Source organism: Amycolatopsis sp. NPDC049691 (genome assembly GCF_040675005.1).
GTDB lineage: Bacteria > Actinomycetota > Actinomycetes > Mycobacteriales > Pseudonocardiaceae > Amycolatopsis.
Genome location: NZ_JBFANX010000003.1, coordinates 391,389 through 417,432, shown reverse-complemented (window position 1 = coordinate 417,432; position 26,044 = coordinate 391,389). Strand labels below are relative to the sequence as shown.

Sequence of the window (26,044 nt, the reverse complement as noted above, 5' to 3'; positions counted from 1 at the left end):
TGAGATCCCGACCTTGATCGTATGCCGCCGCGACCACGATTCATGCACATGGTCGATGCCTCGCGCGACGAGGCGCAACTGGCCGTGCGTCTGTACAACGACCCGTCGGAAATTCGCTCGTTCGAGAGCTTCGTCGTTCACATGCACCTCGCCTGGCTTTACCTTCTGCACGCCGAGCTCACCCGGGACGGCGTCGACTTCCGGTTCTGGCGTACCCAGGGACGTGCTCGGCGTCTCGAACGCATCGACGGTGAGCCGAAGCGCTGGGACCTCGCCACCTCCGTGCGGCACCGTTGGCCCGGCGATACGCAACCGGTTCGGGTGAACCTCGAGTTCTTCATAGCCTTGCGCAACAAGATCGAACACCGGTACGCCCGCGAGCAGCAAGCTCTCATCGCCGCGGTAGGGGGCCAGAGCCAGGCCCTGCTGCTCAATTACGAAGAGGAACTCACCGGTCAGTTCGGACCTGGCTCGTCGTTGGCCACCCGGCTGCGGTTCCCGGTCTTCGTCGGAAGCTTCACCGACGAGGGCGAGCGCACTCTGCGGCGGCTGCGCTCGCAGCTTCCGGCGCCATTGCGCACCTTCATCGCCGAGTACGACGCCGGCCTCGACGATTCGATCGCCCGCGACCCGCGGTACGACTTCCGGCTGCGCGTCCTCCAAGAGCTCGCGCCCAAGGACCCGGACGCGCTCGCCATCCAGTTCACCCGCTACGACGACTTGACGGAAGAGCAACGCGAGGCCGTCGAGGCGATCGGCAGGAAGGGATACGTCGTTGTCCGGGAGCGCAAACGACCCGTCGTCGGCCATGGGTTGCTGAAACCGACGCAGGCGGCGCGGATGATCCAGGACCGTATCCCGTTCGGTTTCAACACAGCACTTTTCACCATCGCCTGGAAGAAACTCGGTGTCCGTCCGTTGGTAGGTGACGCACAGCCCGAAAAGACCGACGAAAAGTACTGCCTGTACGACGAGCGACACAACGATTACGGGTATACGCAGGCTTACATCGACAAGCTCGTCCGGGAATGCGCGAACGAAGCAGGCTTCCGGGCGTTGTTGGGAACGGCTCCCAGAGACAAGGTGACCGGCGACTGGGTGGGACCACCCCCACCGGGTGCAACGCCACCTTGGAGGCGGCCGGCGCCGTCGGCGGAGCAGGCCGGGGATACGACGATGCGCTCGGCCTGACTTGTCCCCGGCTGCTCAAGCGCTGAGCTGGGCCGGCTCCAGCAGGACGTCGCCGAGGGACCGGCGCGGAGTCCACGGCACCGGCGCGCCGCGGCCGAGGCGCAGCACGATCTGCGGCCACAGCCCGCCACCCAGCAGCTGACGCAGCTCGGCACGTACTCCCGGGACTTCCACCGGCTGTGAAATGAACGACGCGTCCAGCCCGGCGGCGGTCGCCGTCAGCAGCACTCGCTGCATCGCCTGACCAGCTCGGAGACGGTCGGCGCGGGTGTCGTCGAAGGAGCCGATGACGACGACCAGGGGCTCGGTGTCGCGGGTCCGGTCGCGCTCCGTCGAGCCGAAGTCCCGCAGGACCCAGCCGCCGTTGTCCGAGGGCATCGCACCGGCCGCGTACTCGGGGACGCCGTCCCGGCTGCTCCGGTCGCGTGCGGTCCAGTACCGCCACTCGGCGAGGAACGCGGGGTCGGCGGTCTGGGCGAGGTGGCTCTTGTGCACCAGCTCTCGCAACCCCTCCAGTTGCTGCGCGCTCAACCGGGGCAGCCACGCCTGTTCGACCTCGGCGGCGTGCCGCAGCTCGGCGACCACGGAGGCGGCGACGGCGGCCGATTCGAACGGCGTGCGGTTCGTGTGGCGGCGGGGGATCGCGTCGGCCAGCCGGACGAGCCGCGGGTCTGGCTTGCGGGCCGCGTACGGCCGCACGACGGCCAGCAGCGTGGGGTCGTCCCGGCGGGGGAGCAGGGTCGTCGCGGGGTGCGCGCCGAGTGCGTGGATGGCCGTGCGCAGGTTGAACAACGCCGCGCCGCAGGAGAGCAGCAGCTCCCGCTGGTCGGCGTCGGCCGCCGGCAGGGCGCGGCCCGGATCGGCGTGCAGCTCGATGCCCGCGGAAGTGCAGCGGAACCGCCAGGGCTGCGTATTGTGCGTCGACGGGGCGAGCGTCGCGGCACTGATCACGGACTTCACCTGATCGGGGTCCAGCAGGCCGATCGAGGTGATGGGCAGTGTCATGGTTTCCCCTCGGTGCCCGGGCAGGCACACTGTCGTACGGGTGGCTCAGCGCAACCATCTCTCCGGGCGCGGGTCCGGGGAAAGAGCAGAAAGTCACCAGCGGCGAGGCCGTGGCCGGTGAGGCGGAGGTTGGGACAGGGTGTCGGTGGACGAGTTCGAAAATCCGGCGGCGGACGGACCCGGTCCGCGGCGGATGGCGGGCACGCTGTCCGGGCTGCGGCTGCGCGAAGTGCTGCGCGACCTGCAGGACCGGATCGAGCTGCTGATCGGGACCCGGGACAAGATGGATGGCCTGCTCGACGCCGTCCTGGCCGTCGCGTCCGGGCTGGAGCTGGACACCACCCTCCGGCGGATCGTCCAGGCAGCGATGGAACTCGGCGAGGCGAAGTACGGTGCCCTCGGCGTGCTCGCCGAAGACGGCTCCATGGCCGAGTTCATCTACCTCGGCATCGACGACGAGACCCGCCGGCTGATCGGCGACCTGCCGACCGGCCATGGGGTGCTGGGCGTGGTCATCGACGAGGCCAAGCCGCTGCGGATGGAGGAGATCTCGGCCCATCCGGCCTCGGTGGGCTTCCCGGCGCACCATCCGCCGATGCACTCCTTCCTCGGGGTTCCGGTCCGCGTCCGCGACGAGGTGTTCGGCAGGCTCTACCTGACCGAGAAGAAGAACGGCGAGCCGTTCACCGACGACGACGAGGTCGTCGTGCAGGCCCTCGCCGCGGCCGCCGGGATCGCGATCGAGAACGCGCACCTCTACGAACAGGCCCGCGTACGGCAGCAGTGGCTCGCCGCGACGAGCGAGGTGACCACCGAGCTGCTGGGCGGTACCGACCCGGCCGAGGCGCTGACCACCATCGCCAGCCGGGCCCTGGAACTGACCGGTTCGGACGTCACGATGCTCGCCCTGCCCAATTCCGGGCGCCTCGACGTCGACGAGGACTGGGGTGACGAGGTCGACGACCTGACCGTGACCGTCAGCGCCGGCACCCGGGCCGCGGAGCTGTCGGGCCTGCACATCGAGCTCGAGGGCAGCGTCCCGGGCGCGGTGTTCCGGGACCGCACACCCCGCAGCGTCTCCGAACTCCACCTGGGCACCCACCGCTTCGGGCCCGCGCTGGTCGTGCCGCTGCGTGCGGGGGACCGGACGACCGGTGTGCTCATCGCGATCCGGGAATCCGGGGCCGGGTCCTTCGAGTCGACCCAGCTGTCCGTGGTGGCCTCCTTCGCCGACCAGGCCGCGCTGGCGCTGCAGCTGGCGGCGCAGCAACGGGCCGCACGGGAGCTGGACGTGCTGGGCGACCGTGACCGGATCGCCCGCGACCTGCACGACCACGTGATCCAGCGGCTGTTCGCGGTGGGGTTGTCGATGCAGAGCACGCAGCGGCGGACGAAGTCGCCGGAGCTGCAGAAGCGGCTCGGAGACAGCATCGAGCAGATGCACGAGATCGTCCAGGAGATCCGCACGGCGATCTTCGACCTGCACGGCGGCGTCGCGGGGGAGACGGGCCAGCGGCTGCGGCACCGGCTGCACGACGCGATCGCCGAGCTCACGGACGACGCACCGGTGCACCCGACGGTCAGCATGTCCGGTCCGCTCGACACTCTGCCCACCCAGCTGGCCGAGCACGTCGAAGCAGTCGTGCGGGAGGCGGTCAGCAATGCCGTCCGGCACGCCGAAGCCGCGACGTTGTCCGTATCGATCGCGATGAAGGACGACGTGGTCCGCGTCGTGGTGGTCGACGACGGCAAGGGACTGCCCGAGCACGTCTCGCCGAGCGGGCTCGGCAACCTCGGTGACCGAGCGGAGGCCGTGGGCGGGCGGTTCGCCATCGACTCCGTCCCGGCGGGCGGTCTGAAGCTGGAGTGGTCGGCCCCGGTCGGCTGATCGGTCGGGCCCGGGTCCGCTCGCATCCTCCCGCTCGGCGCGACGGCTCGCCCGGTGGGTTTCGGTGACGAAGGTCCTCTGTGTTCGGGTAGTCCGGCCGCGTCGCGGCAGCCGGTGCCCGGGGTCTCCTTGTGGTGCGACGTCCGTCGCGGAGAGGAGAAACACGATGACTGCCTTGGTGCCGGGTTCACGCCTGGCGTTGCCGAGCATCGCGGCGTGGCTGGAGAACCCGTGGCCGTTCGCCGAGCACAACCCGGTCCGGATCGAGGAGTCCACTGAGGACGGACGCTACCTCGTGCGGGCCGAACTGCCCGGCTTCGACCCGGAGAAGCACATTTCCGTGACCACGCACAACGGGCTGCTGACCATCTCCGCCGAGCGTGAGGCGAAGGAAGTCGCCGAAGGCGGCCGTAGCGAGTTCTACTACGGCACCTTCAGCCGCACGGTCAGCCTGCCGGCCGGGGCCGACCCGGCGAAGGTCAAGGCGACGTACACCGACGGCATCCTCGAGATCTCGATGCCGGTTTCGGAGCACCCGCGCGACAAGCACGTCAAGATCCAGGTCACGAAGGGCTAGTGACCTTCCGCGGTGGGCGCGGCCCCTTGGTCGGCCGCGCCCACCCTCATGCGGCGAGGAGAAACAATGAGCGTCGAGGCGGGCTCCCGGGCCCTGCTCGCGGACGGCGACGTGGTGCTCGTGCGCCCGTTGCACCCGGCCGACACCGCCGAGGTGCTCGCCCTGCACACCCGGCTCACCCGGCAGGACACCTATTTCCGCTTCTTCGGGGCCCGGCCGGCCGGGCTGGGCAAGCTTGTGGCGGAGATGGCCGCCGAGCCCGGCCCCGGGCACCACGCCGTGGGCTGCTACCGGCACGGTGAGCTCGTCGGCGTCGCGAACTACGAAGTCCTCGAGGGCACCACGGACGCCGAAGTCGCCCTCGTCGTGGACGCGTCCGTGCGCAAGCTGGGCGTGGCCACACTGCTGATGGAACACCTGGTCTCCCACGCCAGGAAGGCGGGTCTGAAGAGGTTTCTCGCCGAGGTGCTCGCCGAGAACGCCAAGGTGCTCCACGTCTTCGCCGACCTCGGTCTGCGGTTCGAGGCCGGCATCGGCGGCCCCGAGCGCGACGTCGTGATGAACCTCGACGAAGACCCGGCCTACCTGGACGCCGTGCTGAAGCGCGACTCGGTCGCCGACGCCGCGAGCCTGGCCCATGTGCTGCAACCGTCCTCGATCGCCGTGATCGGCGCCGGACGGCGCCCGGGTTCGGTGGGCCACGCCGTCCTGGCCAACCTGGTCGCTTCCGGCTTCGCCGGTCCGGTGGAGGCGGTGAACCCGCACGCCGAAGAAATCCTCGGCGTGCCGAGCGTCCCGTCGGTGGCGGCGTTGAGCCGCACCCCCGAACTCGCCGTCGTGTGCCTGCCCGCACCGGCTGCCGCCGAGGCGGTCGAAGCATGCGGAAGGCGCGGCGTCCCGGCGGTCGTCATCATCACCTCGGGGTTGACCGGCACCGAAGCCGGCGACCGGGTCCACGCGGCGATGCGCGAGTACGGCAGCCGGCTGGTCGGCCCGAACTGCCTCGGCATCCTCTCGACCGACCCGGCTCGCCCGCTGAACCTGACTTTCCTCGCCGGGCCGGTCAAGCCCGGCAACATCGGCGTCGTCACCCAGTCCGGCGGAGTCGGCATCGCGCTCGCGGAATCGCTGAACGATCTGGGCCTCGGCCTGTCGACGCTGGTCTCCACGGGAGACAAGTACGACGTCAGCGGCAACGACCTGCTGATGTGGTGGACCGCCGACCGGCGCACCGAGCTGGCCGTGCTCTACCTCGAGTCGTTCGGCAACCCGCGCAAGTTCGGCCGCCTCGCCCGCCAGCTGGCCCGGACGCGCCCCGTGCTCGCGGTCCGCTCCGGCAGCGGCGACACCGCGCAGCGCGCGGCCGCCTCGCACACCGCGGCCGCGGCGACTCCCGCCGTCACCCGGGACGCGCTGTTCGAGCAAGCCGGCGTCATCGCCGTCGACACCGTCGCCGAGCTCGTCGACGTCATCGCCGGGTTGTCCTGGCAGCTGCTGCCGGGCGGGCCACGCGTGGCGGTGGTCAGCAACGCCGGCGGTGCCGGGGTACTGGCCGCGGACGCCTGCGAGCGCGAGGGCCTGGTCATGGCGAAGCTGTCCGGCGAAACCGAAGATCGGCTCGCCAAGCTGCTGCCGTCCGAGGCGGCCGTGCGGAACCCGGTCGACACGACCGCGGCCGTGCGTGCGGAGGTGTTCGCCGACGCGCTGCGTGCCGTGCTCGCCGATGACGGGGTCGACGCGGTGATCGCCGCGACCGTGCCGACCGCCGTCGGCGATCCCGGCACGTCGCTGGCGGCCGTGGTGCCGCCCGAGTACAAAACCGTTTTCGCGGTCCGGCCGGGACAGCGGGCCCGGGTGGCGCCGCTGGTCCCCGGCACGGGCGTGACGGCCTGCTACGACGATCCGGCCGCGGCCGCCGCGGTGCTGGCCCGGCTGGTCCGGTACGAGCAGTGGCTGAACCGGCCGGAACCCGGCGAGTCCATGGCCCCGCCGGCCGATCCCGATGCGCTGCGCGCGTTCGCCGCCGGGCGCGAAGGCCGGCTTTCGCCCGCGGACGCCGTCGAGCTGCTGCGGCTGGCCGAGATCCCGATGGTGGAGACCCACTATGTCGAAGCCGACGACTCGATGGCCGCCGCGGCCGCCGATCCCGGTTCGCCGGTCGTGGTGAAGGCCGATGCCGAGGGCCTGCTGCACAAGGCAGCCGGCGGCGGCGTTCTGCTGAACGTGCACGGCGCCGATCGGATCCTGGAGGCGTTCCGCACCCTGCGGTCCCGCTTCGGCTCGGCCCTGCGTGGGGTCACCGTGCAGCCGATGGCCGAACCGGGCCGGGAACTGCTGGTCGGCGTGCGCTCGGACCCGGTGTTCGGGCCGCTGGTCGTGTTCGGCCTCGGCGGCGTCGACACCGACCTGATCGCCGACCACGCCGCCCGGCTCGCTCCGCTCAGCCCCGCCGACGCGGACCTGCTGCTCGACGGTCTGCGCGCGTCGAAAGCGCTCTGGGCCGGGCAGCTCGACCGGGCCGCGGTACGCCAGCTGCTGTTAAAGGCCAGCCGGCTCGCCGAGCTGGTTCCCGAGCTGGCCGAGCTGGACCTCAACCCGGTGCGCGTGGGTTCGAAGGGCTGCGTGGCGCTCGACGTCCGCGCCCGGTTGGAGCCCGCCGCGGCTGAAGATCCCTTCCTGCGCCGACTGCGAGACTAAGGAGCGTCCCGTGCGTGTGCTGACCCTGAACCCGGGCTCGTCGAGCATGAAGGTGTCGCTGGTCGCCGACGGGGCGGCCGTCGGCTGGGCCGCCTGGGACATGGCCGTTCCCGGCGTGATCGCCCAGGCGGTCCGCCGCTGGTCCGATGTGGACGCCGTCGCCGTCCGGTTCGTGCACGGCGGCTCGCAGAGAGAGCCGGCGCGGGTCGACGACGCCCTGCTCGCGAACCTCGGACGGCTGACGTCGCTGGCGCCGAACCACCAGCCGCTGTCGCTGTCGGTGACCCGCGAGATCCGGCGGCTGCTGCCGGACGTCCCGGTCATCGCCTGTTTCGACACCGCATTCCACGCCCGGATGCCGGAAGCCGCGGCCCGCTATCCGCTGCCGCGGTCGTGGACCGCGCAGAACCGCTTGCGCCGCTACGGTTTCCACGGCCTGTCGTGTCACTACGCCCTGCGTCGCACCGGTCAACTGCTGGGCCGCGCGCCCGAAGACCTGCAGCTGGTTTGCGCCCACGTCGGGGCCGGGGTGTCGGTGACCGCGATCCGCGACGGTCACGGCGTCGACACCAGCATGGGCTTCACCCCGCTCGAAGGCGCCATGATGGCCACCCGGTCCGGCTCGATCGACCCGGGCCTGCTGCTGCACGTCATGCAGACGGCGTCGATGAGCGCGACCGAAATGGCCGACGCGCTGTTCCACCGCTCGGGCCTGGCCGGGATGACCGGCACCAACGGCGACCTGCGCCTGGTACTGGCCGCCGCGGCCCGCGGCGAACAAGACGCCGAAGTCGCGCTGGAGGTCTACCGGCACCGGTTGTGCCGGGAGATCGGGGCGGTCGCGATGAGCCTGTCGCGGCTGGATGCGGTGGTCTTCACCGGCGGCGTCGCCGAGCACCAGCCCGGGCTGATCACCTCGGTCATCGAGAGGCTGGGGATGCTCGGCCTGCGGGCCGGGGAGGTCCCGCACACCGAAACCGATCGGGTCGTCACCACCCCGGACTCACCGGTGCCCGCCCTGATCGTCCTGCCCCGGGAAGACCTGGAGCTGGCCCGCGGCGCCGAAGAGGCGCTCGCCCGAGTGCCCGTGAGGTGAAGCCATGCACGTCCTCCTGACCGAATCGTCCTTCGGCGACTCCGACTTCCTGCGGCAGCCCCTGCGTGACGCGGACTGCCTGGTCAGCCGGTGCCACAGCCGCGCCGGGCTTTGCCGCGCGCTGGCGGTCGGGGGCCGCTGCCCGCTCGACGAGCCGTTCGCCCAACCCGACCTCGTCGTCGACGTCCGCGGGCAGGGCGCCGAACTGACCGCACGCGAGTTCGGTGTCGTCTGCGCGGTCCGCGACCACGTGCCGGTCGCGCTGGTGTCCCCGGACCCGGACGTGCGGGCCGAGGTACCGCCGGGCCTGGAGAACCGGGTCACCGTGATCGACGTCGACGGCCTGCTGGCGACCTGCCGGTCCGCGTCGGGGCACCTCGGCGCCGGCGGATGAGCTCCCCCGCGTTCCGGTGGGACCGCTCGGCGCGAGCCGTCCTCGGCGACGCCCTGGCGCGGCTCGGCCCGAACCGGTGCGTCGCGGAGGTCCGGCCGGACGAGGTCGTGCTGACCGAGCCGCCCATGCGCCGTGAGCGAGCCGGGAGGGCCGCACTGCTCGAATGCGGCGCGGTGCTTTCGACGATCTGGACGGTGGTACGGGTGCTGGGTCGCGAGCCGGTGGTGGCCTTCCCGCACGACGCGGCCCGCCCCGATGTCGTGGCCGTCGTCCGGGCCGGCGCTCCGCGTGATCCGGCCAGTGGCGAACGGGCGCGGTACGCGGCACTGCGCAAGCTGGGCGAGCCCGGCCGGGGCAAGCCGTTGCGGCCGGTCAGCCTGGCCGTGCTGGATGCGCTGGCCGGCGACGACTTCTGGCCGGAGACCGACGTCCGGATCGTCCGCCCGGCCTGGGCGCCGACACTCGAGCAGCTCGGGGCGGACCTCACCGGACAGTCCGCCCTGCTGATCACCACCCCCGGCGACCGCCGTCGCCACCACGTCCTGGCCGGTGCCGCGCTGCACGCGACCCGCCTGGCCGCGGCGGTCCGAAGCTTCGCTTCCCAGGAAATTCCGCTGCCGGTCCAGACAGCCACGGAACGGGCGCGGTACGTCGAAGAATCGCTGCTGCCCGGCATCCCGCAAGGACTGCTGCTGGTCGGCCTCGCCACGCCCGAGCAAAGGAACTCAGGATGACCACGCACCTCAGGACCGAACCGGCCGTCGCGGATGCGCCGCCGGTCGATGCCCGCGAACCCGTCGCGCGGCTGCTGCGGGACCTGCGCACGGGGCCGTCCGGGTTGACGGCGCGGGAAGCCGCTCGCCGGCTCCAGGTGAGCGGTCCCAACGCCCTGCCGTCGCACGGCGGGCCGAAGTGGCCGCTGGCGTTGCTGCGGCAGTTCGTCCACCCGCTCGCGCTGCTGCTGTGGGTGGCGGGAGGACTGGCGTGGGTCGCGGGCACCACGAATCTCGCGGTCGCCATCGCCGGTGTCATCCTGCTCAACGGCCTGCTGGCGTTCGTCCAGGAGCAGCAGGCGGAGAAGGCCGTCGAGGCGCTCGGCAGGTACCTCCCCGACCGGGCGCCGGTGCTGCGGGACGGCCAGGTGCGGCACGTGCCGGCGACCGAACTGGTCCCCGGCGACGTGCTCGTGCTCGAAGAGGGCAACCGGGTCCCCGCCGACGCCCGCCTCGTCGACGGCACGGTCGACGTCGACGCGTCGATGCTGACGGGGGAGTCGGTCCCGGTCACGCGGATGGCCGACGCGCCTGACGACGCTTCGCGTGCGCTCGACTCGCCGGTGCTCGTGTTCAGCGGCACGGTCTGCGTCGCCGGCTCCGCGCACGCCGTGGTCCACGCCACCGGGCGGCACACCGAGATCGGCCGGATCGCGTCGCTCTCGACGCGGGTCGGCCGGGAGGAAAGCCCTCTCGAAAGGCAGGTCCGGCGGGTCGCGTGGCTGATCGCTTCGGTCGCCGTCGTCGTCGGCATCGGGTTCCTGCCGCTGGGCTGGCTGGCCGGGCTGTCGTGGTCGGCGGCCTTCGTGTTCGCGATCGGCCTGCTCGTGGCGAACGTCCCGGAGGGCCTGCTGCCGACGATCACCCTCGCGCTGGCCGCCGGGGTGCGGTCGATGGCGAAGGCGGGCGCGCTGGTCAAGCGGCTCTCCGCGGTCGAGACGCTCGGCTCCACGACAGTGATCTGCACCGACAAGACCGGCACGCTGACCCGCAACGCCATGCACGTCGAAGAGGCGCGGTCCGCGACCGGCGACCTGCTCGCCGACCCGGGTCCGGTGGCCGCGGCGCTGGCCCGGTGCAGCACGGCCGACCTGGAATCCGAGAGCGGCGATCCCACCGAACTGGCCCTGCTGCGCTACGCGGCCGAGCAAGGCGTCGAACTGTCCACCCGGGACGCCGACCGGAAGGCACTGTACGCGTTCGATCCGCGGCTCAAGCGCATGTCCACTGTGGACTCCGTGGCGAACGTGCTGCGGGTTTCGACCAAGGGCGCGCCGGAGCAGGTGCTGCCGCACTGCTCGGTGCTGCCCGGCGGGATCCCGCTGACCCCAGAGCTGCGGGCGCGGATCATCGAGCAGGTCGACGCCATGGCCGGCCGGGCGCTGCGGGTGCTGGCCGTCGCGAGCCGTGAGGTGTCATCGGTGCCCGGGAGCCGGGAGGAGGCCGAGACGGACCTGTGCCTGCTCGGGCTCATCGGCCTGGTCGACCCACCACGTCCCGAGGTCGCCGCCGCGGTGGCGGACTGCCATTCGGCCGGGATCACTGTGCACGTGGTGACCGGCGACAACGGCCTGACCGCCGCCGAGATCGCCCGCCGCGTCGGCATCGGCGCCGACCGCGTGATCACCGGCGAGGAGCTGACCCGCCTTTCCGAACCGGACCTCGACGAGGCTTTGACCGCGGGCGGTGAGATCGTGTTCTCGCGGGCGGCGCCGGAGGACAAGCTGCGCATCGCCGACGCGTTGCGTTCGTGCGGTGAGGTCGTCGCCATGACCGGCGACGGCGTCAACGACGCACCGGCGTTGCGCCGGGCCGACATCGGCGTCGCGATGGGTGTCGGCGGCACCGACGTCGCGAAGGAAGCGGCGACGGTCGTGCTGACCGACGACAACTTCGCCACGATCGTCGCCGGCGTGCGGGAAGGACGGCGTGTCTTCGACAACGTCCGGAAGTTCGTGCTCTACATCTTCGCGCACGCCGTGCCGGAAGTGCTGCCGTTCCTGCTGTTCGCGGTGTCGGGCGGGATGATCCCGCTGCCCTTGACGGTGCTGCAGATCCTGGCCATCGACCTCGGCACCGAAACCCTGCCCGCGCTGGCGCTGGGCCGGGAACCCGCCGAGCCCGGGCTGATGTCCCGGCGTCCGCGTCGCCGTTCGGAAGGCGTGGTCACCGGCCGGATGCTGCTGCGCGCGTGGGGGATCATGGGCCTGCTGTCGGGAGTTCTGGTGCTGGGCGCGTTCTTCGCGGTGCTGTCCGCGGCGGGCTGGCACCCGGGCGCGGACGTCTCGTCCGGGGCGCTGCACGACGCGTACCTCCAGGCGACGACGGCGAGCTTCGCGGCGATCGTGTTCTGCCAGATCGGCACGGCGTTCGCGGCACGGACCGAGCGGGTGTCACTGCGGGCGGTGGGACTGACGACGAACCGGCTGCTGCTGGGCGGGATCGCGTTCGAGCTGGCCTTCGCGGCGGCGTTGATCTACCTGCCGCCGCTGCAGGACCTGTTCGGGACGGCGGCACTGCCGGCTTGGGTGGTCGCGATGATGCTGCCGATGCCGGTTCTCGTGTGGGGCGCGGACGAGCTGTTCCGCTGGGCGGCCCGCCGCGGCTGAGTGCGTGGCCGAAACGCCGTGCAGGCCTCCCACACCGCCGGCCATGGCTGGTGAGGGAGGCCTGCACGGGCCTCCGAAGCGGGCCTCAGGCCGGAGCGAGCCGGTGGGCGGCCTCCGGCGTGATGACCACCACCGGGCACCGCGAGAAGCGCACGCACTCTCGTCCGACGCTGCCGAGCACCAGGTCCGACATCGCGCCGCCGCGGTGGGTGCCGAGGACCAGCAGGTCCGCGTCCGCCGACGCGGTGACCAGTTCGGTCGCCGGGTCGCCGTGCACCGTGCGGGTCTCCAGCCGCGCCGCGGTGTCGATGGCCAGCTTGGCGACGTGCTCGTCGAGCGAATAGCCGGCCTCCGGCACGCGGCCGTGGGGATGGATCGCGAACGACGTCCCGGGCAGCAGCGTGTCGCGCGGCCGAACGAGGATCGCTCGGACCGTGTCGCCGGCGTGCGCGCCGATCTCCAGCGCCCACTGCAGGGCGGCGTCGCCGTGGGGCGTGCCGTCGATGCCGACGACGATCACGCGGCCAGTGGGTGAATCCATGATCTGCCTTCTTTCCTCCGGTGTTGTCTCGATCGTGCGGCGCGGCGGGCGCGCGTCGGTAGGGGCCGAATTCCGCCGGACCGAGGGACTTTGTGCTCCGGTGCCGGAACCGCGGTGACCGCGACCATGACCGGTGGCGGAGCACCCGGCTCCGCGACGGGAGTGATCGCGATGACCGCCACCGCACCGGCCGCACTGACCACGGAGCAGATCGGCTTTCTCGCGCGAGCCGTGAGCCGCGCGCCCTCGGTGCACAACAGCCAGCCCTGGCAGCTGCGCGTCCGCGGCACCGAGGTGGACCTCGCGGTGCGGCACGGGGTCGAGCTGCGCCGACACGATCCCTTCGGCCGCGATCGGCTGCTGTCCTGCGGTGCCGCGCTCACCGACCTCGAGCTTGCCGTGCGTGCCCTCGGCCGGGACTGCCACGTCGAATACCGCGACGACGAAGATGTCGTGGCCACGGTGACGATCGGCCGCTCACGTCCGGCGTCGGACCGGGACTTCGCGCTGTACCACGCCATTCCCCGGCGCCGCAGTCACCGGCGCGCGTTCTTCCACAGCCGGGTACCCGACGGCGTCCGCAGCGCGGTGGCCGCGGCCGGGGAGGCCGGCGGCGTGCATGTCGTCGAACCCGGCCACCTGGACAAGCTGGCCGAGCTGCTCGGGTTCGCCACGCGCGTGCTCCGTGACGACCACGGCTATCAGCGGGAGCTGGAGCTGTGGACCGCCCACACCCACGGCTGGAACGCGGTCGGCGACGGCATCCCCGAGGACGGCTTGAGCCTCGAAGCCCTTCCGGTGGCGGGACTCGTCCGCCGGGACACGCCGGTTCCGGACGACGTCGTGCTCGCCGGTCGGCTGGCGGCGGAAAGCCTCCTGATCGTCTGCACCGACACCGAAACCCGCGCCGACGACCTCGCCGCCGGCATGGCCCTGCAACGCGTCTGGCTGACCGCGACGGCCAAGGCCCTCGTCGGTTCGGTGATCACCCAGCCGCTGCACCTGGCCGGCTTCCGGGCGCGACTGGCGTCGGAGCTGGCCCTGACCGGCGTGCCGCAGGCGATCTTCCGCTACGGGTACCCGGCCGTTCCCGCGGCCCCCGCACCACGGCTCCCGCTCGGCGAGCTCTTCCCCGACGGACCGGCAGGAGGGCTTCGATGACCGAGGCGATCGAAATCGCGGAGGTCCCCATCAAAGCCCGCCTCGAGCGCATGGAATTCGTCCGGGCGGGGTGAGAAGTTGCGGCGCCACAAGGCGTCCGGTCAGGTGAACAGGCCGCACCCGGCCAGGAGCTTCGAGTCCGGTAACTCGAGCGAGGTATTTTCGGCGACCAGCCGGTCAGGCCGAGCCGAACACGCGCGATCCGGTAGCCGGACAGCAGCTGCCCAGAGGTCTTTGGTCCCTTCGGCTCGTGACGGGTTGCCGTCGCGGGCGAACGCCGCCGCCGGTGATGCTGGGTGTGTTCGTCCCCCAGGAACCGGAGCCCGACGATGAGCCGACCACTGCCCGGCGTGTTCGACCAGGCCCTCGCCTCGGCCGTGCGCGCGCCGTCGCCGCACAACACCCAGCCTTGGCGGTTCGTCGTCGAGCACGACGTGATCGAGGTGTGGCTGGACCGCGAGCGCCTGCTCACCGTGGCCGACCCGCGCGGGCGGGAGGCGCGGCTGGCGTGCGGTGCCGCCGCGTTCAACCTGGTCATCTGCCTGCGTGCCAACGGCCTCGCGGTGAAGGTGCGGATGCTGCCCGATCCGGGCGAGCCCGACCTCGTCGCGGTGATCCGGCTCGACGGCAACCAGAGGGCCGCCGCCGTCGAGCGCAAACTGGCCGAAGCGGTCTTCCGCCGGCACACCAACCGCCGTCCGCTGCTGGACAAGGAGGTGCCGTCCGCGGCGCGGGCCGCGCTCAAGTCGGCCGCGCTGCAGGAGGGCGCCCAGATCGAGTACCTCGACGCTTCCGGCCACTACACCCCGGTGGCGTCGCTGGTCCGGCAGGCCGAGACGCTGCAGGCGGAGGACCCGGCGTTCCGGGCGGAGGCCGCCTACTGGACTCACCGTGAGGCCGACAGCCCCGACGGCGTCCCGAAGATCGCGTCCGGGCCGCCCCCGCACGGCCACGGCGTCGTCTCGCTGCGGGCATCGCACGAGAACGAGGACCTGCCGGCCCGCGAGTACGAGCAGGAGCCACTGCTGGGCGCGGTGCTGACCCGCGACAGAGGGCCGCACGCGGAGGTGCGAGCCGGGATGGCGATGCAGCGGGTACTGCTGACCGCCACCGCGGAAGGCCTCGCGACGTCGTTCCTGTCGCAGCCGTTCGAAACCCCGCACACGCGGGCGTCGCTCGACCGCCTCTTCGCCGGCATCGGGCAGCCGCACACGCTGCTGCGCATCGGTTACGGCTACCCGACGCGGCTCACGAGCCGCCGGCCGGTCGAGGACGTGCTGACCCACCGCACCGGCCCGGACGTCCCGGCGGGATGAGACTCAGGCGCGGCCGGCGGTCGCGCGCAGCACGTCCCGGAAGGTCACCATGCCGACCACGTGCCCGCCCTCGACGACCGGTGCCGAGCGCACGTCGGCGTCGGTCATCATCCGCGCCAGCTCGCGGACCTCGATGTCGCCCGCCACGGCCAGGCCGGACCGGCGCATCACCGAGCCCGCCGTGTGCGGACCGCCGTCGAGCAGCACGCCGGTGTCCGGGTCTCCGGGCGGAGCGGGGGTCCGCAGGATGTCGGCTTCGGACACCAGCCCGAGCAGCTTCCCGTCCGCGTCGACCACCGGCATCGTGGTGAACCCGTGGCGAGTCATCGTCTCGGCGGCCTCCTCGAGCGTGGCGGACGGCGTCAGGGCGAACGTCGGCGTGGTCATGATCTCGCGTGCGCGCATGGCTCGTGCTCCGTTCGGGTCGGGTTTCCCGACCATCCCCGGCCATCCCGCGCCGGCAAAGGGTCCTAAGTCCTCAGGGCACCGCCGGATGACCTCCCCGGCGGCGCGGACGAGTCCCGGCGCACCGGGGACCAAGGCCTCTTCGAACGGTCCGGGGAATCGATGATCCTGGTGGTACCCACGATTTCCGGCCGGAGGACCAGGATCATGAGCACGTCGTCGAACCCGATCGCGCGGATGTGGCGCACCATCCTGCCCCGCCGCGGCTCGGTCGCGCGGGCTTCGGACCGGTTCCAGGCCGGCGTGGGAGTCTTCGCGGTGCTGCTGGCGCTCGCCGCGCTACCGGTCGCCGCCGGCTTCGGTTCGGAAACGTACGTCCGGCAACAGGCGCAGTCCGCGCAGCAGCTGGGTGAGCGCGCCCAGGCCACCGCGACCCTGCTCGCCGACGGACCGGCCATCGCGGCCAACTCGCGCGCCGGCGTCGTCGGAAACGGCGAACCCACGGACGCGACCTGGGCGCTCGCCGACGGAACTCGACGCGTCGGCCAGGTGGTCGCCGCCCGGGGAACGCTCAAGGGCGAAACGGTGACGATCTGGGTCGACCGGAACGGCAACCCGGTGGATCCGCCGCTGAGCAACGCCGGGGTGGTCATCGACGCCGTCGGCGTCGCGCTCGGCCTGTGGCTCGGCGCGCTGGCGCTGCTGGCCGCCTGCTACCGGCTCACGGTGTTCTCCCTCGACCGCTTCCGCCTCGCCCGATGGCAGCGGGAGTGGTTCCAGCAGCAGGACCGCAAGACCCGTTCCTGACAACGAAAAGAAGGTGAAATCCCCATGACCACGGCAAATCAGGGCGACATCGTCGTCGGCGTGGACCATTCGGCGGTGAGTGTGGCCGCGCTGCGCTGGGCGGTCTCGGAAGCGGCGGTGAGCGGCCGGCAGGTCGTCGCGCTGCGCGCGTGGACGTTCGAGCCGGTCTACGACCTCGGCGCGGCGGTCGCCGGGACACCGCAGACGGTCGCCGACCGGGAGCGGCGGCAGCTCGACGAGATCGCCGGCGAGGTACGCGCCGAGCACCCGGGCGTGGCCGTGCGGACCGAGCTGGTCGAGCATTCGGCCACGGTGGCACTGGAGGAGGCGTCGAAGACGGCGGCGATGCTGGTGCTCGGCAGCCACGGCCGGGGCCGGCTGCTGAAGTTGCTCGTCGGTTCGGTCGCCGAGCACTGCCTGCGCGAGGCGAACTGCCCCGTCGTGGTCATCCCCGCGCGGACGGTCCCCGAGCCGGAGAAGGAAGCCGAGCCCGTGGCGGAACCGGCGGCCACGTACTACCCCGGACCGCTGCTGTGAAGGAGATCGAAATGCCCAGTCGCCGCAAGGTCGGATCGGTCATGACGACCGAGGTCGCCACCGTCGGACCCGATACCCCGTTCAAGGCCGTCGCCGTCCTCCTGGCTTCGTGGAACATCAGCGGAGCGCCGGTGGTGGACGAGGACGGCCGGGTCCTCGGCGTCGTCTCGCAAGGCGACCTGCTGGAACACGAGGCTCCGCACGGCCCGCTGAAGCCCGGTTCACGCCAAGCGAAACGGAAGGCAGGCGCCGCGTTCGTCGCCGACCTGATGACCAAGCCCGCGGTGACCGTCCGGTCGGCCGACGACGTCACGGTGGCGGCGAAACTCCTGGAGGAGCACCACTTCCACCGCCTGCCCGTGGTGGACGACCTGGGCAAGCTCGTCGGCGTCGTCTCCCGTTCGGACCTGCTGCGGGTGTTCCTGCGCACCGACCGGGAGATCCGCGAGGAGGTCCGTGACGAGGTGCTCCTGCGCGAGATGGCCCTGGACCCGTCTTCCTTGTATGTCGCGGTGCACAACGGCATCGTGACGCTCGACGGCACGGTCGAGCGGACGAGCATGATCCCGGTGATCACGGCGCTGGTCCGCCGGGTCGACGGGGTCGTCGAGGTGCGGCAAAGCCTGAAGGCCCGCTTCGACGACCGGGATGTGTCGCCGGTTCCACCGGGCGAGGTCGGAATCTTGAGCTCGCACAGACCGCACAATTGAACCGACGTCCCACGCGGAGGCGGCCACCGTCCGAATCGGACGGTGGCCGCTTCTTCGTGCGTGTCAGCTGCGGAACAGCGCGACCTTCAGGGCGTTGCTGTCCTGTGGGTGGGCGAAGACGTCGTAGGCCTCGTCCATCTCGTCGAGCCCGAACCGGTGGGTGATGAACCGGCTGGTGTCCAGCCGGCCCGCCGCGAGCATGCGCAGCAGCAACGGCGTGCTGGACGTGTCCACCAGCCCCGTCGTGATCGTCACGTTCTTGATCCACAGCTGTTCGAGGTGCAGCGTCGCCGGGGCACCGTGCACACCGACGTTCGCCACGTGCCCGCCCGGGCGAACCAGCTTCGTGCACAGTTCGAACGTTTCCGGGATGCCGACGGCCTCGATGGCGACGTCCGCGCCCAGCCCGGCGCTCGCCTCCGCGACCGCGGCCGCGGCGTCGCCGGGCTGCACCAGCACGTCGGCGCCGAAGGACTTCGCCGCGTCCAGCCGGGCCGGTTCCCGGTCGACGACGATGATCGTGCCGGGGGAGAACAGCTGGGCGTTGGCGACCGCGGCCAGGCCGATCGGCCCGGCGCCGACGATCACCACCGTGTCGCCCGGTTTGACGCCGCCGTTGCGCACGCCGACCTCATAGGACGTCGGGACGATGTCGGCGAGCATCAGCGCGGACTCGTCGCTTACCCCGGGCGGCAGCACGTAGGTCGAGGTGTCGGCGAACGGGACCCGGGCGTATTCGGCCTGGACGCCGTCGGTGGTGTGCCCGAGGATCCAGCCCCCGCCTCCGAGGCACTGGCCGTAGGCCGCCGTCCGGCAGTACTCGCACCGCCCGCAGGCGGAAATGCAGGAGACCAGCACCTTGTCACCGGCCTTGACGCCCGCGACGGCGGTGCCGGTCTCGACGATCGTGCCGACCGCTTCGTGACCCAGGATCCGGCCGCGCTCGACCTCGGGGACGTCGCCCTTGAGGATGTGCAGGTCGGTGCCGCAGATGGTGACCGCGTCGATCCGCGCGATCGCGTCGGTGGGCGCGGTCAATTCGGGGTCGGCGTGGTCGGTCCAGCTGCGCCGGCCGGGGCCGTCGTACACGAGTGCCTTCATTTCTCCTCCTTGTCCGGACAGCCGTAACGGGCGCCCGCCGGCCGGCGGGCGCCCGTGGTGGGCAATCGATTCAGCGCAGCCACTTGCGGTCGCCGACGAGGGCGGCCCAGCGGCGGCCGAGGCCCCACGTGTTCCCGGCCGCGGCGGCCGCCAGCACGATGAGGACCAGTGCGTAGATGATGTGGTAGTCGATGACGGGGTTGGTGGAATGCGTCGCTTCGCCGGTGCTGGTGCTGAGAGCGAACGGCCATTCGGCGGCCCACATCATCAGCATCATCAGGCCGCCGGCGATCGCGCTCAGGCGCAGGCCGATGCCCGCGATCACGGCGATGCCGACGCCGGCCAGGCCGAGCATGAACAGCGTGTCCGCCCACCACGTGCCGGCCCAGGAGTGGAACATCGACTCGAACGGGCCGACGTGGACGCTGCTCAGGAAGCCCTTGGTCGGGGAGCCGCCGTTGATCCAAGCGCCCTTGCCCGGGGTTGCGTAGCCGAACCCGAACAGCTTGTCCAGGAACGCCCACAGGAACACGAAACCGGTGGCGAACCGCAGGATGGCCAGGGACTTCCCGGCGATCGTCGGTTCGGCGACGAAGTCGGGGACCGTCGCCGGCTCGGTGGCCCGCTGGGTCGGGACGCGGCTCGAGGTGGTCTTCGTTTCATCCGGTCGGATGGACATGGGGAAACCTCCGTTCCTTGGTGTTGCCCTCAGTTTCTGCCGGCGTGGCCGCGTGGTCTGGGGTCGAAGGTCCCCGGCTGGGAGGCCCTTGGGCGCTCGTTCGCGGGGACCGGGCTGAATGGACGAAAGTCCTGCGCACCAAGGGCGGAAGCCCCGCGCCGGCCACAGCTTCGGCGGGTTGACTTTTCACGTAAGCAGTGAGGTGAAAGGGGAAGCGGATGACGGGCTCGGCTTCAGCGCTGGTGGTCGGCGTCGACGGGTCGGTGGGCGCGCTCACGGCGGTTCGCTGGGCGGCGCGCGTCGCGCGGGAACGAAACCTCGGCCTGCGCCTGGTGCACGCGCTGCCCGAGCTGCCCCCGCCCTACCCGCGGGGCGACCCGACGTTCGAGCAGATCCAGCAGGCGGTCGGTGCGCGGGGCGAGCGCATGCTCGCCGAGGCCCGTGCCGTCGCGTCCACCATGGCCGTCGAGACCGTGGTTCGCTCGGAACGACCGGCCGAGGCGTTGCTCTCCGAAGCGGAAGGCGCGGCGATGATCGTGCTCGGGACGCCGGGTCTGCGCCCGCTCGGCCGGGTGCTGCTCGGGTCGGTCTCGGTCGCGCTGGCCGCTCACGCGCCGTGCCCGGTCGCGCTGATCCGGGCACATGCCGGGGAAGACGAGCCGCCGGCGGAAGGGCCGGTCGTCGTGGGCGTCGACGGCACTTCAGCGAGCGAGGAGGCCATCGCGGTCGCGTTCGAGGAGGCGTCCTGGCGGGGTGCGCGGTTGATCGCGGTCCACTGCTGGCACGAAGCGTTCTTGGCCGCCGTCTTCGAAGAAGGCCGGTGGACGATGGACAGCACGGCGATGGAGGAGCACGAACACGAACTGCTCGCCCAGCGGCTGGCCGGCTGGCAGGAGAAGTACCCGGACGTGGTCGTGGAGCGCGTCGTGCGGGCCGGACGCCCGGCCGAGCAGCTGCTCGACCTCGCCGACCGGGCGCAACTGCTCGTGGCCGGCAGCCGCGGCCGGGGCGGGTTCAGCGGCCTGGCCCTGGGCGCGACGAGCCAGTCGCTGATGTCCTACGCGCTTTGCCCGGTCGTCGTCGCCTGCGGGACCCGCGCGCACGCGAAGTAGACCACCGGCCCGACGTAGTTCACGGCGATCACCGATGCCCACAGCCACTTCGGCCCGCGGACGCGGTCGGCGGGCAGCCGGACGAGGTCCCACCAGGCCGCCGCGGCGAGCAGGAGCTGCACGCTCGCCGCGGCGCCGATTCCCGTGCGCTGCCGCGCGGTCAGGTCACGCCACCGCTTGTGGTGTCCCATGTCGTGCTCCTCTCATCGGGCTTCCAGGCAACGGCACCGGAATTCCCGGCGCAAAGGGGCGAAAGGCCTCTCGGCCGGGGACCGTAGCCAGCCGCGCGAACCACCTGCCGGCTCCTACCTTGGCCGGAGAAGTGTTTCCGACGGAGGTGCAGTCATGCGTGGTCCGCTGGTGTCCGACCTGATGAGCCGGCCGGTCGTGTCGGCAGGTCCCGGAACGTCGTTCAAGGAGCTGGTGGCCCTGCTGGCCGAACACGCCATCGCGGCGATCCCGGTGGTCGACGAGCACCGGCGTCCGATCGGCGTCGTCGGTGAGGCAGATCTGCTGGCTCGCCACGGCCGGGACGCCCGGCGTGAGCGCGGGCTCGGGCGGCTGCGCGTGTGGACCAAGGCCCAGGGCCTGACCGCGCGCGAGCTCATGACCCGCCGCGTGCCCGCCGTGGCGAAGGACGAACCCGTGGCAGGAGCGGCCCGGCGGCTGCTGGAGGCGAACTTGCGCTGCCTCTACGTCGTGAACGGCGCGGGCCACCTCGTGGGTGTTCTCGCGCGTCGAGACGTCTTGCGCGCCTTCCTGCGGCCGGACGAGGAGATCAAGGAAACCGTCGAGCGCGAAGTCCGGCAGCGGTCGACCTGGGCGGACCTTTCGACGGCCGGGGTCCAGGTCGACGACGGTGTCGTGACACTCAGCGGCGTGATCGACCGGCGTAGCGAGGTGGAGCGCGCGGAATGGCTGACCGAAGCAGTGCCGGGGGTAGTCGCGGTGCGCAACCGCTTGAAGTACCTGCAGGACGATGGGGCGGCCGTCCAGCCGCACTGAGGACCCCCGACGAACGGAGCCGGCGATGAAGCGCATCGTGATCCTCGGCGGCGGCACCGGCGGACACCTGGCGGCCGGCGAAGTCGACGGCACCCGGAACCGGCTCGTTTCCTACGACGGTCGTGAAGTCGCCTTCGACCGGGCGGTGGTCGTCCCGCTGCACGGTGGCGCGTCCTATGTGGACCATTCGCCGCGGCTCGGCGACGAGTTCGGGACCTGCCCGGCCTGTCGAGCGCGATGCCACGCGCGGGCAGCCAGTTCCCGCTCCCGATCGACGGACAGCAGCTCCGCGGTGAGAACGATCTAACCCGCGGTTGATCGTGCTCTTACCCGCGAGAAACCTCCCGGCGCTTTGCTGGTCACCACGGTGACCACCACGACCGGGAGGCGACGTGACGAGCATCTACGAGCAGATCGGCGGCCAGGAGGCGCTGGCGGCCGTGGTCGACGACTTCTACGAACGGGTCTTGGCCGACGCGGAGCTGGCGCCGTTCTTCGGCGGGACGAGCATGCCGCGGCTGAAGGGGATGCAGGTCGAGTTCTTCACGGCGGCCCTCGGCGGGCCTGACGAGTATCGCGGGCGGACCATGAAGGAGGTCCACCGCGGCCGTGGCATCGCCCAGCACCACTTCGACCTCGTGGCGAAGTACCTCACGGACTCCCTCCTGGCCGCCGGGGTGCCGGAGGAGACCACTGAGACGATCATCGGCGCCATCGCGCCGTTGTCGGAGGACATAGTCACACCGGCATGAGGAACGGGTGCCCGCCGGGCCGGGTCACCGGCGGGCACCCGCAGCGCCGGCTTGTTACAGCGAACGCCCGATCAGCTCCACGAGTTCGACTGTGCGGGTCGCGTAGCCCCACTCGTTGTCGTACCAGCCGAACACCTTCGCCAGATGCGCGTCGGCCTTGGTCAGCTCCGCGTCGAACACGCACGACGCCGGGTCGCCGATGATGTCGCGGGACACGACGGGCGCTTCGGTGTAGCGCAGGATGCCCTTGAGGTCGCCGTCGGCCGCCTCGGCGAACGCCTGGTTCACCTGCTCCGCCGTCACCGGGCGCTCGAGCTCGACCGTCAGGTCGGTCAGCGAGCCGTCTTCTACCGGCACGCGCACGGCGACGCCGTCGAGCTTGCCGGCCAGCTCCGGCAGCACCAGCCCGATGGCCTTGGCGGCGCCGGTGCTCGTGGGCACGACGTTGACCGCTGCGGAGCGGGCACGGCGGGGGTCCTTGTGCGGGCGGTCCAGGAGTGCCTGGTCGCCGGTGTAGCTGTGGATCGTGGTGAGTAGGCCGCGGCGGATGCCGAACGCGGCGTGCAGCACCTTCACCATCGGGGCCACGCAGTTGGTCGTGCACGAGGCGTTCGAGACGATGTGGTGCTTCGCCGGGTCGTAGCCGCCTTCGTTGACCCCCAGCACGATCGTCGCGTCGACGTCCTTGCCGGGAGCGGAGATCACGACCTTCTTCGCGCCGGCGGCCAGGTGCACGCCGGCGGCTTCGCGGGTGCGGAACTTGCCGGTCGACTCGACGACGACGTCGACGCCGTACTCGCCCCACGGCAGCTCCGCGGGGTCGGCCTTCGCGGTCACCTGGATCAGGTGGTCGCCGACGCGCAGGGCCGCGCCGTCGACGACCTCGACCGGTGTGCGCAGCCGCCCGTAGGTGGAGTCGTGCGCGAGCAGGTGCGCCAGCATCTCCGGGGACGTGATGTCGTTGACCGCGACCACTTCGATCGGGCTGTCCGGCGTTTCCAGCACGCATCGGAGGATGTCCCGGCCGATCCTGCCGAAGCCGTTGATCCCGAGCCTTACCGTCATGGGTCTCTCCCTGTCATCGTTTGCTCCCTTCGATGATCAGCGCCGCGCGTCTTCGCCCGTAGGGCCCTTGGTCCTCGCAGGCCGGGCAGAACGGCAGGCACCGCGGGAGGAGCAGCGATGACGAAAGGAACCGCAACGGGCCGGACGCGAGCACGGCTGCGTTGCTCTGGGCCGCCGCCCAGGCCGAGGCGAGTGGCGCCCTCGGCGATCCCACCGCCGCCAGATGGTCGAAGTGGCGACGGGCAAGTTGTGAGCCGGCCGTGACCACCATCGCCGAACGGTCCGCAGCGGCTCCGGATGCCGCCAGACCGGCTGGGACTCCGCTGCTGCGCGTCCGGGGCGTCACCACGAAGTTCGGGCCGGTGCAGGCGCTGGCCGGGGTCGACCTCGACATCTCGGCCGGCCGGCTGACCGCACTGGTCGGTGACACGGCGCCGGCAAGTCCGTGCTGATCAAGTGCGTCGCGACCGCCGCGACAGCGACCGGAACCAGGAGCCGGCGCCGAGTCACCGGGCCAGCCAACGGGCCGCGCCGCGCAAGCCGAGTGCCATGGCGTCCCAGCCGATGCCGGCGTGCACCGGCAGCCCGGCGCGGAACCGCCCCAAGCCATCCGTACCGAGGGCCTTCTTGCCCAGCCGTCAGGGGAGGCATGGATTCCCCGATGTTCCGGTGATTCGGCAGAGGTCTTGACCATGCCGAAGCGGGGGTCGTCGGGGGCAGGGCACTCGGCCTTGCTCGAGGGTGACTTCCGGCCCTTCTCCCGATGACACCTGGGTTGCAGGGTGGAACGAGGGCGACAGGAGCGGGGCGATGGCAGTGCGGAATACGCGGAAACCGATCGGGCCGCATCGGCGGATGCCGGCGCAGGACAGCTTGTGGCTGCATCTGGACCGGCCGGAGAACCTGTTGGTCGTCACCTCCGTGCTGTGGACCAGGACACCGGTGGACGCGACGCGGCTGCGGTCGCTCGTGTCGGACCGGCTGCTCGCGCGGTACCCGGTGTACCTGCAGCGAGCCGTGCGACACGGCGGCCCGGCGCGATCGGTCAGCTGGGAAACCGATGTCGGCTTCGACCTCGGGAAGCATGTGGTGGAGCAACAGCTGCCCGCACCCGCTGACCAGGCGGCGCTCGAGGACTTCGTCGCTGCTCGGCGAAGCACCCCGTTCGACGTGAATCGTCCGCTGTGGACCATCGATTTGCTGCAGGGTTATCGCGGCGGTAGCGCGCTAGTCTGCCGCACGCACCACGCGATGGCCGACGGGATCCGGCTGACGCAGGTGTTGTTCAGCCTCCTGGACCCGGTGGACGGCGAGGCCGCGGCCCCGCACGCGAAGGTCGGTGGTGTGGCACCACACCGGGAAGCCGTGGCACAGCCGGTGGCCCGGCTCGGTGCGGCTGCCCTGCGCGCGCTCGGCGACACCGGCGCGAAGGCCCAGCAACGGGCGGCGCGCGTGCACCCCGCGTTGGAAACCGCGGTGGCCCTGCCGGTACTGGGAGCGACCGCGACGGTGGGCGCCGCCAGTGCCGTCGCCGGGTTCCTCGCCTCGTCGCTGGACGGTGGCCCACGCCGCGTGGTCGACACGGTGGCCGCCGCCGCGACGACGGTATGGCACAGTGCCACCGGCGCCGCGGACCTGCTGGGGCCGTCCACGGCGACCGGGCTGTGGGACGGCGAGCCGGGGGTCGACAAGACCGCGGCGTGGGGCGAGCCGATCCCGCTGGCCGAGCTCGCCAGGATCGGCCACGAAACCGGGACGACGGTCAACGACGTCTGCACGGCGCTGGTCGCCGGCGCGCTCGACCGGTACTTCACCGCCCATGGCACCGCCCGTCCGGACCCGTCCGATCCGGGTTGGCTGATTCCGGTGAGCCTGTCGTCGTTCGACGACGAACTACCCGCGACGCTGGGCAACCACTTCTCGCTCGTGCTGGCCCGGTTGCCGCTGGGGCGCCGGACGTTCGCCGAGCGCCTCGCCGAGGTGCACCGCCGAGTCGCCCGGATCCGGGACTCCTACGAACCGGTGCTCACGTTCGGGATGCAGTACGCGATCGCGCAGAGCCCGGCACCGGTCGGTCTGGCGCTGAGCCGGTTCTTCGCGGGCAAGGCCATCGGGGTCCTGACGAACGTGCCCGGCCCGCGGACGTCGATGACGCTGGCCGGTGCGGAGGTCGAGGGCGTCGTCGGCTGGGCACCGTGCAGCGGGCGGCAGGCGGTCACGATCTGCGTCTTCAGCTACGCCGGCCAGGTGCGGTTCGGGTTCGGCACGGACCGCAAGCTCATCCCGGATCCGGAGACACTGGTCGCCGGGCTGGCCGCGGAGTTCGCCGCGGCTGTCCGTGGCGGAGAGGTGGCGTGAGGCCGGACCACGTGTCCGAAGTGGACGCCCGCGGCCACTCTCGCAACGTCGCGGACGGGTTCGTCCGGTTCGGTCCTTCGACTCCCCAGGGCGTGGTCCGGAAGGAACTCGACGCCGTCGCGCACCGGTTCGCGCCGGGTGATCGGATCCGGCTGATCGTCGCGGGCGGATCGCATCCGCGCTGGGAGCGCAACCTGGGAACGGCGACGACCCGGCCACCGCGGCGAAGACGCGGCCGTCACACCGGACGATCGATCTGTCGATC

Annotated in this window: 26 protein-coding genes; 19 read left to right on the top strand and 7 right to left on the bottom strand. The window is 71.7% G+C overall.

Going from position 1 to position 26,044, the window contains the following annotated elements; genetic code table 11:
• Positions 1-48 precede the first annotated feature (48 nt).
• Positions 49-1,191, top strand: coding sequence for a DUF3644 domain-containing protein (locus tag AB0J40_RS09050; protein ID WP_364449675.1), 1,143 nt, complete (start codon positions 49-51; stop codon positions 1,189-1,191).
• A gap of 15 nt (positions 1,192-1,206) precedes the next feature.
• Here the strand turns inward: AB0J40_RS09050 and AB0J40_RS09045 are convergent, their stop codons facing one another.
• Positions 1,207-2,196 (bottom strand): nitroreductase family protein, encoded by a 990-nt coding sequence (locus AB0J40_RS09045; RefSeq protein WP_364449672.1) that lies wholly within the window; start codon positions 2,194-2,196, stop codon positions 1,207-1,209.
• 193 nt (positions 2,197-2,389) lie between these two features.
• On the opposite strand from AB0J40_RS09045, the gene AB0J40_RS09040 reads away from it, so the two are divergent.
• The 7 genes from AB0J40_RS09040 (at position 2,390) to AB0J40_RS09010 (ending at position 12,230) form a co-directional block, all read left to right on the top strand.
• The gene (locus AB0J40_RS09040) at positions 2,390-4,084 is read left to right on the top strand and encodes a GAF domain-containing protein (protein ID WP_364450075.1); all 1,695 of its coding nucleotides are present in this window, start codon (positions 2,390-2,392) and stop codon (positions 4,082-4,084) included.
• A gap of 166 nt (positions 4,085-4,250) precedes the next feature.
• A complete protein-coding gene (locus tag AB0J40_RS09035; protein ID WP_364449669.1) occupies positions 4,251-4,661 on the top strand; it encodes an Hsp20/alpha crystallin family protein in 411 nt (136 codons plus the stop codon).
• Positions 4,662-4,727: 66 nt separating this feature from the next.
• The gene (locus AB0J40_RS09030; protein ID WP_364449666.1) at positions 4,728-7,358 is read left to right on the top strand and encodes a GNAT family N-acetyltransferase; all 2,631 of its coding nucleotides are present in this window, start codon (positions 4,728-4,730) and stop codon (positions 7,356-7,358) included.
• A 10-nt stretch (positions 7,359-7,368) separates the two neighbouring features.
• The gene (locus tag AB0J40_RS09025) at positions 7,369-8,454 is read left to right on the top strand and encodes an acetate kinase (RefSeq protein ID WP_364449663.1); all 1,086 of its coding nucleotides are present in this window, start codon (positions 7,369-7,371) and stop codon (positions 8,452-8,454) included.
• A gap of 4 nt (positions 8,455-8,458) precedes the next feature.
• Positions 8,459-8,848 carry a hypothetical protein gene (locus tag AB0J40_RS09020; protein WP_364449660.1) on the top strand — a complete coding sequence of 130 codons (390 nt, stop codon included), beginning with the start codon at positions 8,459-8,461 and terminating at the stop codon, positions 8,846-8,848.
• A complete protein-coding gene (locus AB0J40_RS09015; protein ID WP_364449657.1) occupies positions 8,845-9,582 on the top strand; it encodes a hypothetical protein in 738 nt (245 codons plus the stop codon). Before AB0J40_RS09020 ends, AB0J40_RS09015 begins: the two co-directional genes overlap by 4 nt.
• The gene (locus AB0J40_RS09010) at positions 9,579-12,230 is read left to right on the top strand and encodes a cation-transporting P-type ATPase (RefSeq protein WP_364449655.1); all 2,652 of its coding nucleotides are present in this window, start codon (positions 9,579-9,581) and stop codon (positions 12,228-12,230) included. The genes AB0J40_RS09015 and AB0J40_RS09010 overlap by 4 nt, the downstream gene beginning before the upstream one ends.
• A gap of 85 nt (positions 12,231-12,315) precedes the next feature.
• On the opposite strand, the gene AB0J40_RS09005 is transcribed toward AB0J40_RS09010, so the two are convergent.
• Positions 12,316-12,771 carry a universal stress protein gene (locus tag AB0J40_RS09005; RefSeq protein WP_364449652.1) on the bottom strand — a complete coding sequence of 152 codons (456 nt, stop codon included), beginning with the start codon at positions 12,769-12,771 and terminating at the stop codon, positions 12,316-12,318.
• Between the two features lie 171 nt (positions 12,772-12,942).
• On the opposite strand from AB0J40_RS09005, the gene AB0J40_RS09000 reads away from it, so the two are divergent.
• Positions 12,943-13,932 carry a nitroreductase gene (locus tag AB0J40_RS09000; protein ID WP_364449650.1) on the top strand — a complete coding sequence of 330 codons (990 nt, stop codon included), beginning with the start codon at positions 12,943-12,945 and terminating at the stop codon, positions 13,930-13,932.
• A 329-nt stretch (positions 13,933-14,261) separates the two neighbouring features.
• Entirely contained in the window at positions 14,262-15,248 is a 987-nt protein-coding gene (locus AB0J40_RS08995; protein ID WP_364449647.1) for a nitroreductase family protein, read from the top strand.
• A gap of 3 nt (positions 15,249-15,251) precedes the next feature.
• Here the strand turns inward: AB0J40_RS08995 and AB0J40_RS08990 are convergent, their stop codons facing one another.
• Entirely contained in the window at positions 15,252-15,653 is a 402-nt protein-coding gene (locus AB0J40_RS08990; RefSeq protein WP_364449644.1) for a CBS domain-containing protein, read from the bottom strand.
• Between the two features lie 207 nt (positions 15,654-15,860).
• Between AB0J40_RS08990 and AB0J40_RS08985 the strand changes: the two genes are divergently transcribed.
• Genes AB0J40_RS08985 through AB0J40_RS08975 form a run of 3 tightly spaced genes read left to right on the top strand, consistent with a single transcriptional unit; the run spans position 15,861 to position 17,707 of the window.
• Positions 15,861-16,460 carry a CDP-archaeol synthase gene (locus AB0J40_RS08985; RefSeq protein WP_364449641.1) on the top strand — a complete coding sequence of 200 codons (600 nt, stop codon included), beginning with the start codon at positions 15,861-15,863 and terminating at the stop codon, positions 16,458-16,460.
• A 24-nt stretch (positions 16,461-16,484) separates the two neighbouring features.
• Positions 16,485-16,997 carry a universal stress protein gene (locus AB0J40_RS08980; protein ID WP_364449638.1) on the top strand — a complete coding sequence of 171 codons (513 nt, stop codon included), beginning with the start codon at positions 16,485-16,487 and terminating at the stop codon, positions 16,995-16,997.
• An 11-nt stretch (positions 16,998-17,008) separates the two neighbouring features.
• Positions 17,009-17,707, top strand: a complete 699-nt coding sequence (locus AB0J40_RS08975; protein WP_364449635.1) for a CBS domain-containing protein — start codon at positions 17,009-17,011, stop codon at positions 17,705-17,707.
• 63 nt (positions 17,708-17,770) lie between these two features.
• Here the strand turns inward: AB0J40_RS08975 and AB0J40_RS08970 are convergent, their stop codons facing one another.
• Both AB0J40_RS08970 and AB0J40_RS08965 read right to left on the bottom strand, forming a co-directional pair.
• Entirely contained in the window at positions 17,771-18,808 is a 1,038-nt protein-coding gene (locus tag AB0J40_RS08970) for a zinc-dependent alcohol dehydrogenase family protein (protein ID WP_364449632.1), read from the bottom strand.
• Between the two features lie 70 nt (positions 18,809-18,878).
• Positions 18,879-19,487 carry a DoxX family membrane protein gene (locus AB0J40_RS08965; protein ID WP_364449629.1) on the bottom strand — a complete coding sequence of 203 codons (609 nt, stop codon included), beginning with the start codon at positions 19,485-19,487 and terminating at the stop codon, positions 18,879-18,881.
• 218 nt (positions 19,488-19,705) lie between these two features.
• On the opposite strand from AB0J40_RS08965, the gene AB0J40_RS08960 reads away from it, so the two are divergent.
• The gene (locus AB0J40_RS08960) at positions 19,706-20,599 is read left to right on the top strand and encodes a universal stress protein (RefSeq protein WP_364449626.1); all 894 of its coding nucleotides are present in this window, start codon (positions 19,706-19,708) and stop codon (positions 20,597-20,599) included.
• Here the strand turns inward: AB0J40_RS08960 and AB0J40_RS08955 are convergent.
• Complete coding sequence (locus AB0J40_RS08955) at positions 20,545-20,790, bottom strand: PLDc N-terminal domain-containing protein (protein ID WP_364449624.1); 246 nt, start codon at positions 20,788-20,790, stop codon at positions 20,545-20,547. The two genes, AB0J40_RS08960 and AB0J40_RS08955, sit on opposite strands and share 55 nt — an antisense overlap.
• 154 nt (positions 20,791-20,944) lie before the next feature.
• Here AB0J40_RS08955 and AB0J40_RS08950 point away from each other — a divergent pair, with 154 nt between their 5' ends.
• From AB0J40_RS08950 to AB0J40_RS08940, 3 genes are all read left to right on the top strand, one after another.
• Positions 20,945-21,604: a CBS domain-containing protein gene (locus AB0J40_RS08950; protein WP_364449621.1), complete on the top strand. Its 660-nt coding sequence runs from the start codon at positions 20,945-20,947 to the stop codon at positions 21,602-21,604.
• A 25-nt stretch (positions 21,605-21,629) separates the two neighbouring features.
• Entirely contained in the window at positions 21,630-21,911 is a 282-nt protein-coding gene (locus AB0J40_RS08945; protein WP_364449619.1) for a hypothetical protein, read from the top strand.
• An 85-nt stretch (positions 21,912-21,996) separates the two neighbouring features.
• Positions 21,997-22,356, top strand: coding sequence for a group 1 truncated hemoglobin (locus AB0J40_RS08940; protein ID WP_364449616.1), 360 nt, complete (start codon positions 21,997-21,999; stop codon positions 22,354-22,356).
• Between the two features lie 54 nt (positions 22,357-22,410).
• Here AB0J40_RS08940 and gap read toward each other — a convergent pair whose 3' ends face one another.
• Positions 22,411-23,421 (bottom strand): type I glyceraldehyde-3-phosphate dehydrogenase, encoded by a 1,011-nt coding sequence (gene gap / locus AB0J40_RS08935; protein WP_364449613.1) that lies wholly within the window; start codon positions 23,419-23,421, stop codon positions 22,411-22,413.
• 260 nt (positions 23,422-23,681) lie between these two features.
• Here gap and AB0J40_RS08930 point away from each other — a divergent pair, with 260 nt between their 5' ends.
• Positions 23,682-23,873 carry a hypothetical protein gene (locus AB0J40_RS08930; RefSeq protein ID WP_364449611.1) on the top strand — a complete coding sequence of 64 codons (192 nt, stop codon included), beginning with the start codon at positions 23,682-23,684 and terminating at the stop codon, positions 23,871-23,873.
• A 358-nt stretch (positions 23,874-24,231) separates the two neighbouring features.
• Positions 24,232-25,779 carry a WS/DGAT domain-containing protein gene (locus AB0J40_RS08925; RefSeq protein ID WP_364449608.1) on the top strand — a complete coding sequence of 516 codons (1,548 nt, stop codon included), beginning with the start codon at positions 24,232-24,234 and terminating at the stop codon, positions 25,777-25,779.
• Positions 25,780-26,044 lie beyond the last annotated feature (265 nt).

Excerpts from the sequence above, each read along its gene's own strand:
- AB0J40_RS09050 (WP_364449675.1), top strand. The coding sequence starts at position 49 with ATGGTCGATGCCTCGCGCGACGAGGCGCAACTGGCCGTGCGTCTGTAC.
- AB0J40_RS09045 (WP_364449672.1), bottom strand. The coding sequence starts at position 2,196 with ATGACACTGCCCATCACCTCGATCGGCCTGCTGGACCCCGATCAGGTG.
- AB0J40_RS09040 (WP_364450075.1), top strand. The coding sequence starts at position 2,390 with ATGGCGGGCACGCTGTCCGGGCTGCGGCTGCGCGAAGTGCTGCGCGAC.
- AB0J40_RS09035 (WP_364449669.1), top strand. The coding sequence starts at position 4,251 with ATGACTGCCTTGGTGCCGGGTTCACGCCTGGCGTTGCCGAGCATCGCG.
- AB0J40_RS09030 (WP_364449666.1), top strand. The coding sequence starts at position 4,728 with ATGAGCGTCGAGGCGGGCTCCCGGGCCCTGCTCGCGGACGGCGACGTG.
- AB0J40_RS09020 (WP_364449660.1), top strand. The coding sequence starts at position 8,459 with ATGCACGTCCTCCTGACCGAATCGTCCTTCGGCGACTCCGACTTCCTG.
- AB0J40_RS09015 (WP_364449657.1), top strand. The coding sequence starts at position 8,845 with ATGAGCTCCCCCGCGTTCCGGTGGGACCGCTCGGCGCGAGCCGTCCTC.
- AB0J40_RS09010 (WP_364449655.1), top strand. The coding sequence starts at position 9,579 with ATGACCACGCACCTCAGGACCGAACCGGCCGTCGCGGATGCGCCGCCG.
- AB0J40_RS09005 (WP_364449652.1), bottom strand. The coding sequence starts at position 12,771 with ATGGATTCACCCACTGGCCGCGTGATCGTCGTCGGCATCGACGGCACG.
- AB0J40_RS09000 (WP_364449650.1), top strand. The coding sequence starts at position 12,943 with ATGACCGCCACCGCACCGGCCGCACTGACCACGGAGCAGATCGGCTTT.
- AB0J40_RS08995 (WP_364449647.1), top strand. The coding sequence starts at position 14,262 with ATGAGCCGACCACTGCCCGGCGTGTTCGACCAGGCCCTCGCCTCGGCC.
- AB0J40_RS08990 (WP_364449644.1), bottom strand. The coding sequence starts at position 15,653 with ATGCGCGCACGCGAGATCATGACCACGCCGACGTTCGCCCTGACGCCG.
- AB0J40_RS08985 (WP_364449641.1), top strand. The coding sequence starts at position 15,861 with ATGAGCACGTCGTCGAACCCGATCGCGCGGATGTGGCGCACCATCCTG.
- AB0J40_RS08980 (WP_364449638.1), top strand. The coding sequence starts at position 16,485 with ATGACCACGGCAAATCAGGGCGACATCGTCGTCGGCGTGGACCATTCG.
- AB0J40_RS08975 (WP_364449635.1), top strand. The coding sequence starts at position 17,009 with ATGCCCAGTCGCCGCAAGGTCGGATCGGTCATGACGACCGAGGTCGCC.
- AB0J40_RS08970 (WP_364449632.1), bottom strand. The coding sequence starts at position 18,808 with ATGAAGGCACTCGTGTACGACGGCCCCGGCCGGCGCAGCTGGACCGAC.
- AB0J40_RS08965 (WP_364449629.1), bottom strand. The coding sequence starts at position 19,487 with ATGTCCATCCGACCGGATGAAACGAAGACCACCTCGAGCCGCGTCCCG.
- AB0J40_RS08960 (WP_364449626.1), top strand. The coding sequence starts at position 19,706 with ATGACGGGCTCGGCTTCAGCGCTGGTGGTCGGCGTCGACGGGTCGGTG.
- AB0J40_RS08955 (WP_364449624.1), bottom strand. The coding sequence starts at position 20,790 with ATGGGACACCACAAGCGGTGGCGTGACCTGACCGCGCGGCAGCGCACG.
- AB0J40_RS08950 (WP_364449621.1), top strand. The coding sequence starts at position 20,945 with ATGCGTGGTCCGCTGGTGTCCGACCTGATGAGCCGGCCGGTCGTGTCG.
- AB0J40_RS08945 (WP_364449619.1), top strand. The coding sequence starts at position 21,630 with ATGAAGCGCATCGTGATCCTCGGCGGCGGCACCGGCGGACACCTGGCG.
- gap (WP_364449613.1), bottom strand. The coding sequence starts at position 23,421 with ATGACGGTAAGGCTCGGGATCAACGGCTTCGGCAGGATCGGCCGGGAC.
- AB0J40_RS08925 (WP_364449608.1), top strand. The coding sequence starts at position 24,232 with ATGGCAGTGCGGAATACGCGGAAACCGATCGGGCCGCATCGGCGGATG.